The sequence below is a fragment of the Pseudarthrobacter phenanthrenivorans Sphe3 genome (assembly GCF_000189535.1).
Taxonomy (GTDB): domain Bacteria; phylum Actinomycetota; class Actinomycetes; order Actinomycetales; family Micrococcaceae; genus Arthrobacter; species Arthrobacter phenanthrenivorans.
In genome coordinates this window covers 1,297,216-1,315,483 of the sequence record NC_015145.1, presented here as the reverse complement: position 1 = coordinate 1,315,483, position 18,268 = coordinate 1,297,216, and the positions used below count along the sequence as shown (strand labels likewise).

The following is an 18,268-nucleotide window of genomic DNA, read 5'->3' as shown; positions in this document are numbered from 1 at the left end:
TTACTTGCCCTCTTCTGTAGATGCCGGGGTACTTGAGGAATCTGTGGTGGCTGCCTGGGCCAGTTCGGCGGAGCGGGTGCCCGGGCGGTTGGCGGCAACCCAGCCTTCGGTGTTGCGCTGGGCGGCTACGGTCAGCGCCAGCGCTCCGGCCGGCACGTCCTTGCGGATTACCGCGCCGGCGCCGCTGTAGGCACCGTCCCCCACGGTGACCGGGGCAACAAAGACCGTGTTGGAACCGGTGCGGACGCCGGAGCCGATGACAGTGCGGTGCTTCATCTCGCCGTCGTAGTTTGCCGTGATGTTGCCGCAGCCGATGTTGGTGTCCTCGCCGATTTCGGCGTCGCCGGCGTAGCCGAGGTGGGACAGCTTGGAGCCGCGGCCGATGGTCACGTTCTTTGTCTCGTAGAACGCGCCGATCTTGCCGGTCTCGCCCAGGACCGTGCCGGGCCGCAGGTAGGTGAAGGGCCCGACGGCGGCGCCGGCACCGATGGCGGCACCGGAACCGTGCGTGCGGGTAACTTTTGCGCCCTCACCGATGGTGACATCCGTCAGGGTAGTGTCGGGGCCGACGACGGCGTCCCTGGCCACGGTGGTGGCGCCATGGAGCTGCGTGTTGGGAAGGATGCGGACGTCCTCGTCCAGGGTGACTGAGGAGTCGATCCAAGTGGTGGCGGGATCCACCACGGTGACGCCGGCGCGCATCCACGCCTCGACGATGCGGCGGTTCAGCTCGGCTCCCAAGGCAGCAAGCTGGACCCGGTCATTGGCACCTTCCACCTGCCAGCGGTCGGCGGTGACGACGGCGGCAACGCGGCCGCCCGCCTGGCGGGCCAGCCCAAGGACATCAGTCAGGTACTTCTCGCCCTGGGAGTTGTCGGTGGTGACGTGGGCCAGTGCGTCCCGCAGGACGGCGGCGTCAAAAGCGTAGATGCCCGAATTCACTTCCCGGATGAGCCGTTCAGCGTCGGAGGAGTCCTTGTGCTCACGGATGCCGGTAACGGTTCCGTCCTCCCCGCGGAGGATCCGGCCGTACCCGGTGGCATCATCCAGGACGGCGGTCAGGACCGTCACGGCGTTCGCTTCACGCTCATGGGTAGCGACCAGTTCGGCCAGCAGTTCCCCCGACAGCAACGGCACATCGCCGTAGGTCACCACAACAGTGCCGGTGAGCTCCTGCCCGGCGTCCAGGGCCTGCAGCGCAACTTCCACGGCGCGGCCGGTACCCGGGACATCATCCTGGTCAACGATGACTGCGGCCGGATCCAGCGCCGCAACATGCTGTGCCACCAGGTCCCGTTCGTGGCGGACCACGATGGCCAGCTGCTGTGGATTGATGCTCCGTGCGGCCAGGAGTGCGTGGCCCACCATGGACCTGCCGCCAATCTCATGAAGGATCTTGGGAGTACGCGATTTCATCCGTGTACCGGCGCCTGCCGCCAGGACGATGACTGCGGCCGGACCGGTATTCTCGGGGATCACGTACTGGCTCTCCTTGCTTGGTTACGCTGGCGCTTACAGTGCCCGGCCACATCGGAGGCGGCACCGAATGTCTTGCTGCTGAACGCTCCATGCACAGCAGTTCCGCCCATAGGATTCGAACCTATACTCCACGGCTCCAAAGGCCGGGGTGCTGCCGTTACACCAGAGCGGACCATGCCGAAGGCGCGAGGCCCGGGCACAAGTCCTTATTTTGCCACGGGTTCGGGGCACCGCGCGACACGGGGCGCCCCTCCCCCTGTCCCCGGGCCGTCCAGCCGCTGCAATTCCGGCCGGAAGCGGTAGGGCATGATGGAAATGTGAGCAACAACCCTCCGCGCACACGGATGACAGGCCTGCAGCGGCGGAACCAGCTGATCGACGTCGGACGCGGCCTTTTCGCCGTCCGCGGCCTCGACGGGACCACCATCGAGGAAATAGCTGCCTGCGCCGGGGTGTCCAAGCCCGTCATTTATGAACACTTCGGGTCCAAGGAAGGGCTGTACACCCAGGTGGTGGACCACGAGTTCCGGCTCCTCCTGGACGCCATCAACGAGGCCCTGACCCAGGAGGCCAAGCCCCGCGTCCTGGTGGAGCGCGCCGCCCTTGCCCTGTTGACCTACATCGAGGACCGCACCGAAGGATTCCGGATCCTGATGCGCGATGCACCGCCGTCCCAGCCCGAAGGCGCCTTCTCCACCCTGCTCTCCCACGTCACGGCCAAAGTGGAGCACATCCTCGCCGACGAGTTCGACCGGCGGGGCTTCAGCGCCCAGGACGGTGCCATGTATGCCCAGATGCTGGTTGGCATGGTGGCTATGACCGGCCAGTGGTGGCAGGACAGCCGCCAGCCCGACAAGCACACAGTCGCGGCGCACCTGGTCAACCTCGCCTGGAACGGGCTGACGGGCCTGAAGAAGGACCCGGAGCTGAAGTCGGAGGGTTGACTGCGCGGTTAGGTCCGCGGCGCAGTGGCCCTTAGTCGCCCAGGAGCTCCGATGCCTCGAGCCATTCGAGTTCCAGGGCGTCCTTTTCCTCAGCCAGGTCCTTGAGCTGGCTGTTCTGTTCGGCGAGGGCGTCGAAGTCGGACTTTTCCGTGCTCTTGACCATGTCGTCGTGGAGTTTCTTTTCCTGCTGATCGAGTTTCTTGAGCTGCCGTTCGATCCGGTTAAGCGCCTTGCGGGCGTCGCGCTTGTCGGCCTCCGAGGGACCGCCGGACGCCGCAGCCGGGCCCGTTGCCCCGGCGCTGGTGACGGGGTTGCCGCCGCCGGTGACGGTGGAGCCTGCCAGCGCTGCTTCCCGGAGCTCAAGGTACTGGTCCACGCCGCCGGGCAGGCCGCGGATCTTGCCGTCACCCAGGAGCGCCATCTGGTGGTCCGTGACGCGTTCCAGCAGGTACCGGTCGTGGCTTACAACCACCAGGGTGCCGGGCCAGCCGTCCAGGACGTCCTCCACCGCAGCAAGGGTGTCGGTGTCGAGGTCGTTGGTGGGTTCGTCGAGCATCAGCACGTTGGGTTCGCCGACCAGCAGCCGGAGGAGCTGGAGCCGGCGGCGTTCACCACCGGACAGGTCCTTGACCGGGGTCCACTGCTTCTCGTTGGTGAAGCCAAGCTGCTCCACCAGCTGGCCTGCACTGAATTCCTTGCCGCCCACGTTGAAGGACCGCTTTTCCCGCTCAATCACTTCGATGACGCGCAGGTCCTTGACGTCGTCGAGTTCCTTGACCTCCTGCGTCAGGACAGCGGTAACCACGGTCTTGCCGCGCTTGACCTTTCCGGCGTCGGGAAGGATTTCTCCGTTGAGCAGCTTGAGGAGTGTTGTCTTGCCGGCGCCGTTGACGCCCACCAGTCCCAGGCGTTCTCCGGGGGCAAGGCGCAAGGTGATGTTGTCGAAGAGCTTCCGTCCGTCGTCGGCACCCTGGAAGTTGAGGGAGACGTTCTCCAGGTCCAGGACGTCCTTGCCCTGGCGTGCCGTGGCCATCTTGCTGAGGGCCATGGAGTCCCGCGGCTCAGGCACATCGGCGATGAGGGCGTTCGCGGCCTCGATCCTGAACTTCGGCTTTGCGGTCCGCGCGGGTGCGCCCCGGCGGAGCCAGGCGAGTTCCTTCTTGACCAGCTGCTGGCGCTTGCCCTCAACCACGGACGCCATCCGGTCCCGTTCGGCGCGGGCCAGCACGTAGGCGGCGTAACCGCCTTCGAAGGGATCCACGATGCCGTCGTGGACTTCCCAGGTCTTATTGCAGACCTCGTCGAGGAACCAACGGTCGTGGGTTACCACCAGGAAGGCGCCCTGGTTGGCCCGCCAACGCGTCTTCAAATGGCGCGACAGCCAGGCCACACCCTCGACGTCCAGGTGGTTGGTGGGCTCGTCCAGCATGATGACGTCGTGGTCTTCGATGAGGAGCTTGGCCAGCGCCACGCGCCGCTTCTGGCCGCCGGACAGGGCGTGCACATTGGCGTGCCAGTCGACGTCGGACACCAGCCCGCCCATGATTTCCCGGATGCGGGGGTTGCGCGCCCATTCGTAGTCCGCCTGGTCCCCCACGATCGCGGCACCCACCGTCAGGTCGCCGTCGAGCACGTCACTCTGGTCCAGGTACCCCACGTTCACGTCTCCGCGCTTGGTGACCCGGCCGGAGTCAGGGGTGGAGCGAAGCGCCAGCAGGCGCATCAGGGTGGACTTTCCGTCGCCGTTCCGCCCCACCATGCCAATCCGGTCGCCCTCCTCCAGACCCAGGGTGATGCCATCCAGGACGGTACGGGTTGCGTAGGAGACCGTCAGGTTCTCGCCGCCAAGAAGGTGTGCCAAAGGGAACTGCTTTCTGCTTCAGGTTGGGACTGGAGGTTGTTAGAGGAGGGTGTCGGAAATGATGCGCGCCCCGGGAACCGGTCCGTGGACGGAGAGTGCGGTCAGGCCGTAATGCCGCAGATCCTCTGCGAGGCTCTCGGCCGCCACAGGGTCATCGGCGAGCAGGGCCACTGTTGGCCCCGATCCGGACACTATCCCTGCAATGGCCCCATGGGACTCTCCGATTCCCAGCGTATCGCGCAGCGCAGGCGCCAGCTCGATGGATGCCCGTTGGAGGTCGTTGACCAGGACGCGGCTGAGGGCTTCCGCGTCTCCGCTGCGCAGGGCCGTGAGGATCTGCGGATCCACGCCGACGGGTTCAGCGGCCTGGACGCCGCCGGCCTCCCGCAGGCGGTCAAGGGTCCGGTACACCTCGGGAGTGGGAAGACCGTAATCGGCCGTGACCAGGACCCAGTAGGTCTGTGCTTTCGCCAGCGCCGGAGAGAGTTCGTCGCCGACGCCCAGTCCCACCGCCGCGCCTCCCAGCAGGGAAAACGGAACGTCGGCGCCTAGTTCGCCTGCAAGGTGTGCCAGTTCTTCCCGCGAGAGGCCGCTGTTCCACAGCGCATCACATGCCAGCAAGGTGGCGGCGGCGTCTGCCGAACCGCCGCCCATGCCGCCGGCAACCGGCACGCGCTTGGTGATTTCCAAGTGGACGCCCGTGGAGCGTTCGGAGACGTCCGCCATGATCGCCGCAGCCTTATAGGCAAGGTTGCTTCCGTCCAGGGGGATGTCGGCAGCGTCAAGGTCAACTGTGCTCTCCGGACTCAGGCTGACGGTGATGCCCGGGGTGTCGGTGCTGGTGGCCGCAACTTCCTCGTACAAGGACACAGCAAGGTAGACGCTGGCCACCGAGTGGTAGCCGTCCGGACGGAGCGGCCCCACTTCCAGTGACACATTGACTTTGCCCGGGGCCTTGACGCGGACAGTCCTGGCAGCAAAACGTCCTGCCGGCGCGTTCATGCCAGCGCCTGCTTGGCTTCTGCAATTTTGGCGAAAGCGCCAATGTCTATGACCTCACCCCTGGCGGTGGGGTCGACGCCGGCAGCCACCAGGCAGCGCTCCGCTTCGGGTGCGCCGCCGGCCCAGCCGGCCAGGGCTGCGCGGAGGGTCTTGCGCCGCTGGGCGAAGGCGGCGTCCACCACTGCGAAGACCTGCTCCCTGGTGGCGGTGGTGGCCGGTGGTTCACGGCGCGTGAAAGCCACCAGGCCTGAATGTATTTTCGGCGCCGGCCAGAAGACGTTCATCCCGATCACGCCGGCCTTGCGCATCTGGCTGTACCAGGCGGCCTTCACCGAGGGCACGCCATAGGTTTTTGATCCGGGGCCTGCGGCGAGCCGGTCAGCCACCTCGTCCTGGACCATCACCAGGCCGTGCCGAAGGCTGGGGAAATACTGCAGCAGGTGGAGCACTACGGGAACGGCGACGTTGTACGGCAGGTTGGCCACAAGGGCGGTGGGCTGCACGGGCAATTCGGTGACCTTCATGGCGTCCGCGTGCACCAGATGGAAGTTGCCGGCAGCACCCGGGCGCCATTCCTTGACGGTTTCCGGGAGCTTTGCCGCAAGGACGGGATCGATTTCCACAGCAACCACCGACGCCGCTGCATCGAGCAGCCCAAGGGTAAGGGAACCCAGCCCCGGGCCCACCTCAAGCACTGTCTCGTCCGGTCCGATATCCGCCGCGGCCACAATCCTGCGGATGGTGTTACCGTCAATCACAAAATTCTGGCCCAGGGTTTTGGTGGGGCGGATGCCGATCTCCTCCGCCAGCCGGCGTATGTCGGATGCACCGAACAACGGTGCGGGCGCGGCGGGGGTTGGTTCAGTCACCTAGGTATCCTATCCCGCGCACCGCGTGCGTCCTGCCCCTTTAACGGCGGCGGCCGGGCCCGATGATCCGGGCCCGGCCGCCGCGCCCTGGCGGGCACGAATATGCTGGGATCAGCTGGTGGCAGCCCATCCGCAGCCCCACGGCTGCAGGCCGCGCTGGGCGTAGACGCGGTTTGCGATATCGATTTGCTGGGCCTTGGTGGCAAGGCTGGCGTTGGGCGCGTAAGCCCCGCCGCCGGCACCAATCCAGGTCTGGATATCGAACTGGAGGCCGCCGTAGTAGCCATTGCCGGTGTTGATGCTCCAGTTTCCGCCGGATTCACACTGGGCGATTTTGTCCCACATGGCTTCATTCATCATTGCCGGAGCAGCGGCGCCGGTATTGGTGCCGGCGCTGGCGGCGGGAGCGGCCTGGGCCATGGGCTTCGGCTTGGTGCCAACCGTGATCTTCTCCGTTACGGGCTGTACGGCAACGTTTTCGGCGACCAGGGTGCGGGAGGCTTCGCGGCCGTCAACCAGAACCAGTTTGTAAGTCTTCTCCACCTTGCCCGCCACGCCTGCCTGGGTGACTTCCTTTTCGCCCTTGAGGAGTTCGGCGCTTTCCGTTGTGACGCTCTCGAAGGGCACGTCCTCGGAGGTAACGTCGGTCCGGGTGTTGTCCACGCGGGACACCTTGATAACCATGTTGTTCACCACGTGGGCGTTGGCCGGCTGCGACATGCGGTCGTTCGCGCCGAGGGTCAGGCCGGCGTCTTCGAGGACTTTGCCCACCGTGGCCGCCGTCGTGGTGGCGGTGTCCACCTTTCCGTCGGCAACGATGCTGACGGATTTAGGTGTGGAGATGGAGACGTAGGATCCGGCGACGGACAGCTGGGCGTCCTTCGGGACGGAAACAGAGGACGCGCTGGCCACGCCGAGTTCGGTAACCAGTCCGGCGACGTCCTGGGCGGTGGTGTTCACAACCTTTTCGGAACCGTCAAGGCTGACCTTGACTTCTTTGGCCTTGTTGACGTTGATGACCGTACCGTTCCGGACTGATGCATCAACCGCCGGCGAGATGCGGTCGGCAGGGTTTAGCTCGAGGTTCGCACTCTTGACCACCTGCCCCACCGTGCCGCCGAAGGTCTGCACCGAAGAGACCTTGCCGTCAACGTTGAGCGTGATGGTTTTGTTATTGCCGACGAAGGCTACGAGGCCCACTACGAGTGCGCACAGCACCAGCAGTTGGGCGCCAACCTTGATAAAGCTGAACTTGCCGTCCGAGGTGAAGAACTTGATCACGATTGCCCGTAACTTTAGGACCATCCGGGCACGGGGAATCGCGCAATAAAATGCCCGGCACCGCCGTCAAGGCAGTCCGGGCACCGTTGCGCCGCCACACTCCGCGCAACGGTCAGGCCAGGGCAGAGCCCAGCAGTCCAGCTGCAAATTGAAGTGAAATTATCCGATGGCCTTCCCCGACCCCGGCTAATAGTTGTCCACTGTAACCGGAGCGTTATAAAGCAACCAAGAAAATTGCATACCTGGTATTCATCGAGGTAACGGTGCGGCGACGGGCTCCTGGTCCCAGCTCCCGTATGCGGCCACGGTGTTACCGGCTATCCGGGAGCACATCTCAGCCAGGTCAGTTCCTGTCAATTCGGCCATGGCGCGGACTGTGTAGGGAATCATGTAGCTTGCATTCGCCCTCCCCCGGTGGGGATGCGGGGTCAGGAACGGCGCATCGGTCTCCACCAGCACCAGGCTGGGATCGGCAACCGCAAGGGCCTCACGAAGGTTGCCTGCGTTCCGGAAAGTCAACGTCCCCGCAAAGGACATCCGCCAGCCCTGCTGGTTGCAGATCTTCGCGAGCTCCCCGTCGCCCGAGAAGCAATGGAAAACGACCCGCTCCGGAGCCCCTTCTTCACGCAGGACCTGGACTACGTCGTCGTGCGCGTCACGGTCGTGGATCTGGAGCGTAAGGTCCAGCCGTTTTGCGATGTCGATGTGGCGGCGGAAGGAGTACCGCTGATGCGCCAGGCCTTCCCCCTCCGTCCGGAAGAAGTCGAGTCCCGTCTCGCCAATTGCCCTGACCCGCGGATGGAGCGCCAACCGCTCAATCTCGGCGAGCGCCTCTTCAAGCTCGCCGCGTGCCGCATAGCGGGGCGCGTCGTTGGGGTGCAGCGCCACTGCCCCGAGCAGCCGATCGTCCAGGTCAACCGCCTGGACGGTGAACCTGGAAGACTCCAGATCGCAGCCCACCTGGATTGCGCCTCGGACGCCCACGGCCTCCGCGGCATCCAGCGCCGCCTTTACTCCCACGGGGGCCTTGCCGTCAGGGAAGTCCAGATGGGTGTGGTTGTCCATGACCGGCACAGGCAGGGGCTCGGGCGCGGGAGGAAAGCCCTTCTGCCGGGAGTCTCCGGAATCAGGGGTGTGGTCCGTCGCGGTGGTGCGGTAGGCGGCGGGAGGAAGCGAAGAAGACATCCAACCACCCTAACCGGGAACGCTCCCCCATATTTGCTGGAACTCTCTGTCAGCCGCGGCAGTTGTGTTAGTAGTCTGGTACGAACACATGCGAACGCCCACCGACGGGCGAAGGCAGGCTTGCTGTCCCGTCCAGGTGCACCCCGGGCTGAAAGGTTGCCGATGGAACCCCACCGACGCACTGCCAACGATGTGAGCGCTGCGAACCGCGGCCTGGCGGGGATCACCGATCCCGTCAGCCGCCTGAACGGGCACCGGCCGGCCGCCATGGACGCCGCTTCCTTCCATGCTGCAACCCAGCGCATCCTCACTTCCGTTAATACTGTCATCGACGGGAAATCGGATGCCGCGAAGCTGGCGCTGACTGTCCTGCTGGCCCAGGGGCACCTGCTGCTTGAAGATGTGCCCGGGGTAGGAAAAACCCTCCTCGCGAAGACCCTTGCCAGGACCATCGACTGCACCGTCAACCGGATCCAGTTCACCCCTGACCTGCTGCCGTCCGATGTGACCGGCGTGTCCATCTACAACCAGGCCTCCCGGCTGTTCGAGTTCCGGCCGGGAGCGGTTTTCGCCAACATCGTCATCGGGGACGAAATCAACCGCGCCTCCGCCAAGACACAGTCAGCGCTGCTCGAATGCATGGAAGAACACCAGGTGACCGTGGACGGCACCTCCTACCGCCTGGACGAACCCTTCATGGTGGTCGCCACCCAGAACCCCATCGAAATGGAAGGAACCTACCCGCTGCCCGAGGCCCAGCGGGACCGCTTCATGGCCCGGATCTCCATGGGCTACCCGGACGAGGCCGCCGAAATCGAGATGCTGGAAACACACCAGGCAACGTCACCCCTGGCCAAGGTCTCCGCTGTGGTTACGTCAGCCGATGTTGCGGCCATGATCACCACCGTCCAGCAGGTGTATGTATCCCAGGCCGTCAAGGAGTACACCGTCTCGGTGGGCAGGGCCACCCGGGAAAGCCCCCTCCTCCGCCTGGGGGCCAGCCCCCGGTCCATGCTGCAGTTGCTGCGCGCGGCAAAGGCCACTGCCGCCTTGGACGGACGGGACTTTGTCCTGCCGGACGATGTGGTGCAGGTTTCCGAATCGGTGCTTGCCCACCGGATCATCCTTGACCGCAAGGCCGCGGGTGCCGGCGAAACTCCGCACAGCGTCCTGCGGGGCATCCTGTCACGGCTGCCGGTTGTGTCCGAAGCCGCGGGTGCCGGGAACAGGACTTCGACACATGCTGCCAGGACAGCAGCCCCGGTCACCGGACTGGGCAGGAACCACTAGGCGGGCATCCATGGCACTGCTGGACAGGGTGCCCCGGCACCTCTTCACCCAACGGGGCTGGGGCATGATCGCCGCCGGCGGAGCCGCGCTCGGCGCCGCCCACGTCATGGGCCGCAGGGACCTGCTGACGCTGAGCGTGCTGCTGATCGTCCTCCCCCTCGTTTCGCTGGCTGGCATCCGTCTGGTCAAGCCCAGGTTCCAGGTGTACCGCGAATTCAATCCGTCCCCGGTGGAGACATCTGCGCCCACCACTGTCCGGCTCGCTGTGGCGAGGACGGGAAACGGCAGCGGCAGGGCCACCATGGAGGAGCGGCTCCCGTCCCGCTTCGGTGAATCTCCCGCGTTCCGCTTTCCCTCACGCTCCGCCACCGGCGGCACCAGCCGGTATGAATACCGCCTGCGGTCCGTCCAGCGGGGACAGTTCCTCATCGGTCCCGTGACAGCCGAATTCACGGACCCTTTTGGCCTCTCGCTCCACCGGCAGGCAATAGACGACGGCGACGTCCTCACCGTGACGCCTGCCGCCGTCGTTCTTCCCCTGACCGGGCTGGCCGGCGCGCGCGGCAACGACGGGGTCACGGCGACGAGGATCCGGGCCAATCCCAGCGACGACGACGTCATGACCCGGGAATACCGCCACGGGGACCCGATGCGGCGGGTGCACTGGGCTGCCACCGCCCGGCACGGCGACCTTATGGTGCGGCAGGAGGAGTCTGTCACCACGCCCGAGGCCACGATCATCATGGACCACCGGCTCGCTGCATTCTCTGGGGGCGGGGCAGGACATGAAGTGCCGGCGGGACCGGACGGGCATCCGATGGCCAGCAGCGAAGCGTTCGAATGGTCGGTGGTGGCGGTCATGTCCATCAGCGCGCACCTGGCCGAACGCAACTACGCCCTGCGCCTGTTGGATACGGGCGGTGGGCCGGCGTTCCTGAAATCGCCGTCGGCACCGGAACCGGAAATGGAGGAATACAGCGGTAGCGGCGGACTTCAGTCCATCGGTGAAAGCCTCGCCGCAATCCAGCTGACCGGGGCACAGCATGCCCACCGGGACACTGCCCTTCGCGGCCTGGCCGCCAAGGTTGCCGGGCCCACGGAACGTCACCCCCACCACCCCGCTGCCGAGGCGTTTGATGACCTGCTGATGGACAAGCTGTCCGCACACCGGATGCGGGGACCGCTGATCGCCGTCCTGGGAACCATCTCGCGCACCGAGGCACTCGCCCTCGCCCCGGCTGCTGGATATGGCACCAATGCTTTCGCCCTCATCGTTGTTGACAGGCCGCAGGATTCCGCGGAGGTCCTGGAGGTGCTGCGGCAGGGAGGGTGGCGGGCAGTTGCCGTCCCGCCGTCGGTTCCCGTTCCCGCCGCCTGGAACCAGTTCGACCAGGATGTGGCCGTACCCCCGCCCACAGCCGAGGTCCGCCGCGGAGCGGGGGTGGCGCGATGACCGTGGCACCGGCCCGGAATCCGGAAACCGGCCGGCAGCCCGGGACACAGGGGGAACCATCGGCCGTCCGGCCCCGGGTCGGGGTCTATCCCTGGGCCATGGCAGGTTCCATAGCAGTAGCTGTCGCCGGTGCCGCCCTTTCTCTGAACGGCGTGCTCCGGGGATGGGGCTGGTACTGGCCTGTCTTGACCACCGTCCTGGCGGTCTGCTTCACCCTGGCTGCCCTTCGTGCCCTGCGCGCCCAGCCCCTCCTGGTCACGGCGGGCGGTTTCCTTTCCCTGGGGGCCATCCTTACCCTGACCTTCTTCCGCGGATCCAGCATCGCGGGCGTGATTCCCACTGGCAGCACCCTGGCCGACCTTGACCGCCTGATCCGGCGCGCGAGCGAAACCGTGCTTTCCGAAACCGCCCCCGTGGCGCCCAACGTGGGAATCGTCATGGTGGTCTGCGCTGTCCTTGGCCTGGCGGTCATCCTGGTGGACGCACTCGCCCTGCCGCTCGGCATGCCTGCCGCCACTGGTGTGGGCCTCCTGGCCATCCTGGTTGTCCCGGCCATGATTAAGCCGCAAAGCGTGGGCTTCTGGGGATTCGCCGCCACCGTGGCCGGCTACCTGATGATCCTCGGCTGCAGCCAGTGGTTTGTCCCCGATCCCCGGCTTCAAACGGATTCAGCACGCAGCCCGGGCCAGACGAGGCGTGCTGTCCTCACCGGATCTGTTGCACTGGCCGCCACCCTGGTGCTCCCCCTGGCCATTCCCGGGTTCGACCAGGGCACGTTCCCGCAGGGTTCGCGGCTCAATCCGTGGGGCACATCCTCGGGCCTCAACCCCATGATTACCCTTGGCAACAGCCTCCGGACACCTGACGGAAGCGGGCGCATCACCTATGCCACCAATGCCCCCACCCCGTTGTACCTGCGCTCCGTCACAGTGGACCACTTCGACGGCGAATCCTGGGGCCCCGACGACCGGGACGCCTCCCGGGTGCCGATGGGCGGCCGGATTGATCCCGGGTACACGGTCCTGGCGGACGAGCAGCTGCGGCTGGTCACGGCCGTTGACGCAGGAAGCTTCAACAGCCCCTACCTTCCAGCGCCCTACGCCCCGGAGTCCGTCCGGGGCCTCAGCGGGCAGTGGAGCTGGGACCCTGCCACGTTGAGCATCAAGGGTTCCGATACCACCACCTCCCGCCGGCAGGAGTACCTGGTCACATCGTCGGCACCCAAACTGACAGCGGCGCTCCTGGCGCAGTCCTCGGCCCCTGTCCAGGGCATCCCGGACGACTTCACCAGGATCCCCGGCAACGTTCCCGGAATAGTCCGCACCACCGCCGACACAGTAGCGGGTGAAGGCACGCCCTACCAGAAGGCGATGGCCATCCAGAAGTACCTGCGGTCCGCGGAGTTCACCTATTCGCTGCAGTCACCGGTCCAAGGCGGCTACGACGGCAACGGCCTCTCCGTGTTGGCAGACTTCCTGGAACAGAAGAGCGGCTACTGCATCCACTACGCATCCGCGATGGCGGTCATGGCACGGCTGGAGGGGATTCCAAGCAGGATCGCGGTGGGGTATGCGCCGGGCAGGCTCACCGGCGCAACGGTTTCTGTGGCCGGCCAGGGGGAACTGCCGGAGTACGAAGTGGACGCCCGTGATGCCCACGCGTGGCCCGAACTGTACTTCCAGGGGCTGGGCTGGGTGCCCTTCGAACCTACTCCGTCGCGCGGCGTGGTTCCGGATTACGCCACGGAAGCATCGGCGTCCGCAGCCCCTGATGCGCTGGATAACAACCAGGACGTGATCCCTGACGCCACTCCGGCCCCTGCTCCGGCTCCCAGCGCCACGCCGCTGCCCGCCCCGGGTACCGGTGGAAGCACGGACACGGGCGTGCAGCTGATGCCTGTGCTGCTCGGCGCCGGCGGTGTCCTTGGCACCGCGCTCCTGCTGGCCGCTCCGCGCCTGGTGCGCGCGGGCATCCGGGCGCGGCGCCTCCGGCCGAGGGAAACCGCGAACGCCGTGCCGCTGGCCTGGCTGGAGCTGCAGGACCTGGGAAACGACTATGGCCTGCCACCGGACCCCAGCGAGACCGCGAGGACCTACTCGTCACGGCTCCGCGGCACTGTGCTGGGGGAACCGGACGGGCTGGACCAGGCCGCCCACCAGGCGGTCCTGGCCCTTACCGCGGACTTCGAGCGCCACAGCTACGGCCGTCCGCCCCTCCCCGGCCCGGCACCGGTAAAAGAGGGCGGGACCTCCGTCGCTGCCAACCGCGATCCCGGCGAGATGGCAGGACGAATCACGGCAGTGGAGCAGTCCCTGCGGGCAAACGCTCCCCTCGCCCGGCGGGTCCAGGCGGCCTGGGTCCCGGCGTCAGTCATGGGGCGGCTGGGCAGGCTCCTTGCCGCGCCGTTCCGCGCTGCCGGAAGCATCCTGCACAGGACGGCGAAAGCCGCCGCCCACTCGTGGCCCGGTTCTTCCAGGCATGGAGTGCGCGACGGCGTTCGGCGGCAAAGCGGCGGCTGACCTGCCGCAGGCAGCGCAGGCTACGCGTCCAAGCGTTATCCGGCGTAGGGGTCGGCGATGCCGATGTACTGCGTGTACAGGTATTCCTCGATGCCTTCGAGACCGCCTTCGCGGCCCAGGCCGGACTGCTTGACGCCGCCGAAGGGGGCCGCGGCGTTGGAAATCACGCCTGCGTTCAGGCCGAGCATGCCGGTTTCGAGTTTTTCGCCCATCCGGATGCCGCGGTTCAGGTCCTTGGTGAAGACGTAGGCCACCAGGCCGTATTCGGTGTTGTTGGCAAGCCGCACGGCGTCGTCTTCGCTGCTGAAAGTGATGATCGGTGCCACGGGCCCGAAGATCTCCTCGGACAGGATCCGGGTGCCTTCGGTGACACCCGAGAGGATGGTGGGCTGGTAGAAGTAGCCGGGGCCCTCCACCGGTCCGCCGCCCAGGACGGCCTTCGCGCCGGAGGCTACGGCGTCGGACACCAGTTCATGGACCTTGTCGCGGCTCTTCGCGTCAATCAGCGGACCCACCTTGGACTCCGGCTCGGTGCCGCGGGCGGTGGTCATTTCCTTCATCTTCGCGGCGAACTTCTCCGCGAACTCCGCCGCCACGGATTCATGCACGATGAAGCGGTTGGCAGCGGTGCAGGCCTCGCCCATATTGCGGAGTTTCGCGAGCATGGCCCCGGCCACGGCGGCATCCAGGTCGGCGTCCTCGAACACCAGGAACGGTGCGTTGCCGCCGAGCTCCATGGAGGTGCGCAGGACAGTATCGGACGCGTCGGCCAGCAGCCGGCGGCCCACCTCGGTGGAGCCGGTAAAGGAGAGCTTCCGCAACCGGGAGTCCTTGATCAGCGGCCCGGTGGTGGCACCTGCAGTGGACGTGGGGATCACGTTCAGGACACCCGCCGGCAGGCCCGCTTCCATCATGACGGCGGCGAACAGCTGGGAGGTCAGCGGGGTCAGGTTCGCCGACTTCAGGACCATGGTGCAGCCGGCAGCAACTGCCGGGGCGATCTTGCGGGTGGCCATGGCCAGCGGGAAGTTCCACGGCGTGATCAGCAGGCACGGGCCCACCGGCTTCTTGGTCACCAGCAACCGGGACTTGCCGTCCGGGGACACCGAGTACCGGCCGAACGCGCGGACGGCTTCCTCGGAGAACCAGCGCAGGAACTCGGCACCATAGGTGACCTCGCCGCGGGCTTCAGCCAAGGGCTTGCCCATTTCCATGGTCATCAGGAGCGCGAAGTCCTCGGCACGTTCGGTGACGAGTTCGAAAGCACGGCGGAGGATCTCGCCGCGTTCCCGCGGCGGGACCTTTGCCCAGGACTCCTGGGCTGCTGCGGCAGCGTCCAGGGCAGCCTTTCCGTCCTCGGCGCCGGCGTCAGCAATGCTGAGCAGGACGTTCCCGGTGGCGGGGTCTTCGACGTCGAAGGTCTTCCCTGAGGCGGCGTCCCGCCATTCGCCGTTGATGAGCAGGCCTGTAGGAACAGTGGCCAGAAGGGCGCTTTCGCGGTCTGCGGAAACGGCCGGCTGTGCAGTGACAGTCACGATGACTCCCTTGTCAGTAGGGGTAATTGCAGCCCGCCTGGGGCGGCCGGAACAGCTGCCTGGGTCCGGGCTGATTAGTTGCCAGACTACTGCCGCGCCCCTGCCGGGTCTACGCCTTTACGCACTGCCCAAAAGCCAACCTCCTGTGCACCTGCACAGCCAGCTCCAGTGGCTGGCAGCGGGACCGGGAGCCGCCGGTTTTACCTGGCGGCCAGGACGGCGGAATAGAGTTCGCGCTTACTCACCCGGACATCCTCGGCGACGGCGGCCACGGCCTCTTTCAGTCGGATGCCCTGGGCCACGAGTTCGTTGACGGCCGCCACGTGGTCCGCGGGTTCGCCGGCCGCCTTGTCCGGCGCTCCGCCCAGGACCACTGCGATTTCTCCGCGCACTTCACTGGTTTCCGCCCACTGCAGCAGCTCGGCCAGGGTTCCGCGGATCACCTCCTCGTAGGTCTTGGTCAGTTCGCGGCACACCGCTACAGGCCTGTCCGGGCCGAACCGGTCCCGCAGGGCGCGGAGCATGGCTTCAAGCCGGTGCGGGGCCTCGAAGAACACCATGGTGCGCCGCTCCCCCGTCAGGTCTGCCAGGCGGGACGCCCTCTCGCCAGCCTTTCTCGGCAGGAAGCCTTCGAAGCAGAAGCGGTCCGTGGGGAGGCCGGACAGCGCCAGGGCTGTGAGAACGGCAGAGGGGCCGGGAACGGCCGTCACTGTCAGGCCGGCCGCCACCGCTCCCTCCACCAGGCGGAAACCGGGATCGGAGACCGAGGGCATCCCGGCGTCCGTGACCATGACAAGGGTGCTCCCTGCCCGTACCTGCTCAAGAAGTTCGGCGGTCTTGGCGGCCTCGTTGTGCTCGTGGTAGCTGATGACGCGGCCCGCCACCGTGACACCCAGACTTTGGACCAGCCGGTGCAGGCGTCGGGTGTCCTCGGCAGCAACGATGTCCGCCGTCCCCAGGAGCTCCACCAGCCGGGCGGACGCATCACCGGTGTTCCCGATGGGAGTGGCTGCGAGCACGATGCGCCCTGCAGTCGCAGGGCCGGAATCAGGAGCTGTGTTGGGGTTAGGGTCCACGCCTCCAGCCTACTGCTGCGGGGGACTTGCCGGCCGCAAACGGTAGCATGGGGCTCGTGACGCAGACCTCGACGCGGCCGGGCGGGACCGGACCCTCCGCCCCCGCGCCAGCCGAATCCGACGGGACAGCGGAGACAACGGAGGTTCGCGCCGCACGCCCCTGGCTCAGCCGGCCGGACGAGGCGTTCACCGAAGATTCCCTCCTGGCCAGGCTCCTTGGGGCGGGACCGCGATGGCGCGACTACCCCGCTTCGCTGAGGGTATGGCTCCTGCTGGTTCCGGTCCTCACGGCAGCAGCCGGAGGCATCCTGAGGTTTGTACGGCTCGAAGTGCCGCCCAAGCTGGTCTTCGACGAAACCTACTACGTCAAAGACGCATACTCGTATCTGATCAGTGGTTACGAACGGAGCTGGCCGGACAAGGCGAACGACGCCTTCAATGCCGGCAACCCGGGCGTGCTGCTGGACTCCCCCGAGTACGTGGTGCACCCACCGGTGGGCAAGTGGATGATCGCCGCCGGCATGTGGATCTTCGGCCCGGAGAACCCCTTTGGCTGGCGCTTCGCCGCCGCACTGACCGGCACGCTGTCCATCCTGCTGCTGTCCCTGATTGCCCTGAAGCTCTTCCGGTCGCTTCCCCTGGCGGCCGCCGCCGGGCTCCTCCTGGCCGTGGACGGCCACCACCTGGTGATGTCCCGGACATCCCTGCTGGACATCTTCCTGATGTTCTGGGTCCTGGCCGCGTTCGGCGCCCTGCTCCTGGACCGTGACGACGGCAGGCGGCGCCTGGCGGCACGCCTTGCCCGGGCTGCCACAGGCGGCGGAGGACGGCCGACGGCGGCACAGCTTCTCCCCGGACCGTGGCTTGGTATCCGCTGGTGGCGCCTGGCGGCGGGCCTTTGCCTGGGGCTGGCCGTGGGCACCAAGTGGTCCGGCCTCTTCTTCCTGGCCGTCTTCGGAGTGCTCACGGTCCTGTGGGACCTGAATGCCCGCCGGGTGGCTGGAGTGCGTGGCTGGATCAGCGGCGGCATCATCAAGGACGGCATCCCGGCGTTCCTCAGCATGGTTCCCGTGGCCGGCCTCGTGTACGCGGCAACCTGGACCGGATGGTTCAGGTCAGAGGACGCCTACTTCCGCCGGTGGGCCCAGAGCAACCCCGCTGCGGGGTGGGACTGGCTTCCGGATTCTGTCCGATCACTGGCCCACTACCACCTGGAGGCGTACACCTTCCACCAGGGCCTCGGTTCGGAGCACCCGTACGAGGCGAGCGCCTGGAGCTGGCTGGTACTCGGCAGGCCGACGTCGTTCTTTTACGAATCCCCCCAGCCGGGCACCCCGGGCTGCGACGTGGAAAAGTGCACCTCAGCCATCCTTTCGGTGGGAAACCCGCTGATCTGGTGGGGCGCCGCAGTCTCCCTGGTGGTCCTCCTCTTTTGGTGGGCCGGGCGGCGGGACTGGCGGGCGGGCGCGGTGCTCGCCGGCGTGGCCGCCGGGTACCTGCCCTGGTTCCTTTATCCGGAACGGACCATGTTCTATTTCTACGCCGTCTCCTTCGAGCCCTTCCTGATCCTGGCCCTGGTGTACTGCCTGGGGCTGGTCCTGGGAAGGGCAGCCGATCCCCCATGGCGGCGGCGTTCCGGCCTCTACCTCGTGGCCCTCTTCGTGAGCGCCGTCATCCTGCTCTCGGCCTTCTTCTACCCCATCTGGACTGCCGAAGTCATCCCCTACGACGCCTGGAAGGTCCGGATGTGGATGCCGTCCTGGATCTAGGGCAG

At 66.7% G+C, this 18,268-nt stretch carries 13 protein-coding genes and 1 tRNA gene; 5 read left to right on the top strand and 9 right to left on the bottom strand.

Annotated features, from left to right (window positions below; translation table 11 throughout):
- A complete protein-coding gene (glmU, locus tag ASPHE3_RS06130; protein WP_013600362.1) occupies positions 1-1,479 on the bottom strand; it encodes a bifunctional UDP-N-acetylglucosamine diphosphorylase/glucosamine-1-phosphate N-acetyltransferase GlmU in 1,479 nt (492 codons plus the stop codon).
- A 100-nt stretch (positions 1,480-1,579) separates the two neighbouring features.
- A tRNA-Gln gene (locus ASPHE3_RS06125) sits at positions 1,580-1,651 on the bottom strand.
- Between the two features lie 145 nt (positions 1,652-1,796).
- Here ASPHE3_RS06125 and ASPHE3_RS06120 point away from each other — a divergent pair.
- On the top strand, positions 1,797-2,423 hold the full coding sequence (locus ASPHE3_RS06120; RefSeq protein WP_013600361.1) for a TetR/AcrR family transcriptional regulator: 627 nt from the start codon (positions 1,797-1,799) through the stop codon (positions 2,421-2,423).
- Between the two features lie 31 nt (positions 2,424-2,454).
- Here ASPHE3_RS06120 and ASPHE3_RS06115 read toward each other — a convergent pair whose 3' ends face one another.
- The 5 genes from ASPHE3_RS06115 to ASPHE3_RS06095 all read right to left on the bottom strand — a co-directional run bounded on the left by ASPHE3_RS06115 (position 2,455) and on the right by ASPHE3_RS06095 (position 8,621).
- Positions 2,455-4,284, bottom strand: a complete 1,830-nt coding sequence (locus ASPHE3_RS06115) for an ABC-F family ATP-binding cassette domain-containing protein (protein WP_013600360.1) — start codon at positions 4,282-4,284, stop codon at positions 2,455-2,457.
- 39 nt (positions 4,285-4,323) lie between these two features.
- Entirely contained in the window at positions 4,324-5,286 is a 963-nt protein-coding gene (locus tag ASPHE3_RS06110) for a 4-(cytidine 5'-diphospho)-2-C-methyl-D-erythritol kinase (protein ID WP_013600359.1), read from the bottom strand.
- Entirely contained in the window at positions 5,283-6,155 is an 873-nt protein-coding gene (rsmA, locus tag ASPHE3_RS06105) for a 16S rRNA (adenine(1518)-N(6)/adenine(1519)-N(6))-dimethyltransferase RsmA (RefSeq protein ID WP_013600358.1), read from the bottom strand. Before rsmA ends, ASPHE3_RS06110 begins: the two co-directional genes overlap by 4 nt.
- Before the next feature lie 111 nt (positions 6,156-6,266).
- The gene (locus ASPHE3_RS06100) at positions 6,267-7,436 is read right to left on the bottom strand and encodes a resuscitation-promoting factor (RefSeq protein ID WP_041652003.1); all 1,170 of its coding nucleotides are present in this window, start codon (positions 7,434-7,436) and stop codon (positions 6,267-6,269) included.
- 249 nt (positions 7,437-7,685) lie between these two features.
- A complete protein-coding gene (locus ASPHE3_RS06095) occupies positions 7,686-8,621 on the bottom strand; it encodes a TatD family hydrolase (RefSeq protein ID WP_013600356.1) in 936 nt (311 codons plus the stop codon).
- Positions 8,622-8,783: 162 nt separating this feature from the next.
- Here ASPHE3_RS06095 and ASPHE3_RS06090 point away from each other — a divergent pair, with 162 nt between their 5' ends.
- Genes ASPHE3_RS06090 through ASPHE3_RS06080 form a run of 3 tightly spaced genes read left to right on the top strand, consistent with a single transcriptional unit; the run spans position 8,784 to position 13,883 of the window.
- Positions 8,784-9,911 (top strand): AAA family ATPase, encoded by a 1,128-nt coding sequence (locus ASPHE3_RS06090; protein WP_013600355.1) that lies wholly within the window; start codon positions 8,784-8,786, stop codon positions 9,909-9,911.
- Between the two features lie 10 nt (positions 9,912-9,921).
- Positions 9,922-11,364 carry a DUF58 domain-containing protein gene (locus tag ASPHE3_RS06085; protein ID WP_013600354.1) on the top strand — a complete coding sequence of 481 codons (1,443 nt, stop codon included), beginning with the start codon at positions 9,922-9,924 and terminating at the stop codon, positions 11,362-11,364.
- Positions 11,361-13,883: a DUF3488 and transglutaminase-like domain-containing protein gene (locus ASPHE3_RS06080; protein ID WP_013600353.1), complete on the top strand. Its 2,523-nt coding sequence runs from the start codon at positions 11,361-11,363 to the stop codon at positions 13,881-13,883. The genes ASPHE3_RS06085 and ASPHE3_RS06080 overlap by 4 nt, the downstream gene beginning before the upstream one ends.
- 35 nt (positions 13,884-13,918) lie before the next feature.
- Here the strand turns inward: ASPHE3_RS06080 and ASPHE3_RS06075 are convergent, their stop codons facing one another.
- Both ASPHE3_RS06075 and rsmI read right to left on the bottom strand, forming a co-directional pair.
- On the bottom strand, positions 13,919-15,418 hold the full coding sequence (locus ASPHE3_RS06075) for an NAD-dependent succinate-semialdehyde dehydrogenase (RefSeq protein ID WP_013600352.1): 1,500 nt from the start codon (positions 15,416-15,418) through the stop codon (positions 13,919-13,921).
- A 200-nt stretch (positions 15,419-15,618) separates the two neighbouring features.
- Positions 15,619-16,494, bottom strand: a complete 876-nt coding sequence (rsmI, locus tag ASPHE3_RS06070; protein WP_041652002.1) for a 16S rRNA (cytidine(1402)-2'-O)-methyltransferase — start codon at positions 16,492-16,494, stop codon at positions 15,619-15,621.
- Between the two features lie 47 nt (positions 16,495-16,541).
- On the opposite strand from rsmI, the gene ASPHE3_RS06065 reads away from it, so the two are divergent.
- On the top strand, positions 16,542-18,263 hold the full coding sequence (locus tag ASPHE3_RS06065; RefSeq protein ID WP_013600350.1) for a dolichyl-phosphate-mannose--protein mannosyltransferase: 1,722 nt from the start codon (positions 16,542-16,544) through the stop codon (positions 18,261-18,263).
- Positions 18,264-18,268: the final 5 nt, after the last annotated feature.

What these genes read in the sequence shown, in the direction of transcription:
- ASPHE3_RS06090 (WP_013600355.1), top strand. Translation starts at nt 8,784, where the DNA reads ATGGAACCCCACCGACGCACTGCCAACGATGTGAGCGCTGCGAACCGC.
- ASPHE3_RS06110 (WP_013600359.1), bottom strand. Translation starts at nt 5,286, where the DNA reads ATGAACGCGCCGGCAGGACGTTTTGCTGCCAGGACTGTCCGCGTCAAG.
- ASPHE3_RS06095 (WP_013600356.1), bottom strand. Translation starts at nt 8,621, where the DNA reads ATGTCTTCTTCGCTTCCTCCCGCCGCCTACCGCACCACCGCGACGGAC.
- ASPHE3_RS06080 (WP_013600353.1), top strand. Translation starts at nt 11,361, where the DNA reads ATGACCGTGGCACCGGCCCGGAATCCGGAAACCGGCCGGCAGCCCGGG.
- ASPHE3_RS06065 (WP_013600350.1), top strand. Translation starts at nt 16,542, where the DNA reads ATGGGGCTCGTGACGCAGACCTCGACGCGGCCGGGCGGGACCGGACCC.
- ASPHE3_RS06085 (WP_013600354.1), top strand. Translation starts at nt 9,922, where the DNA reads ATGGCACTGCTGGACAGGGTGCCCCGGCACCTCTTCACCCAACGGGGC.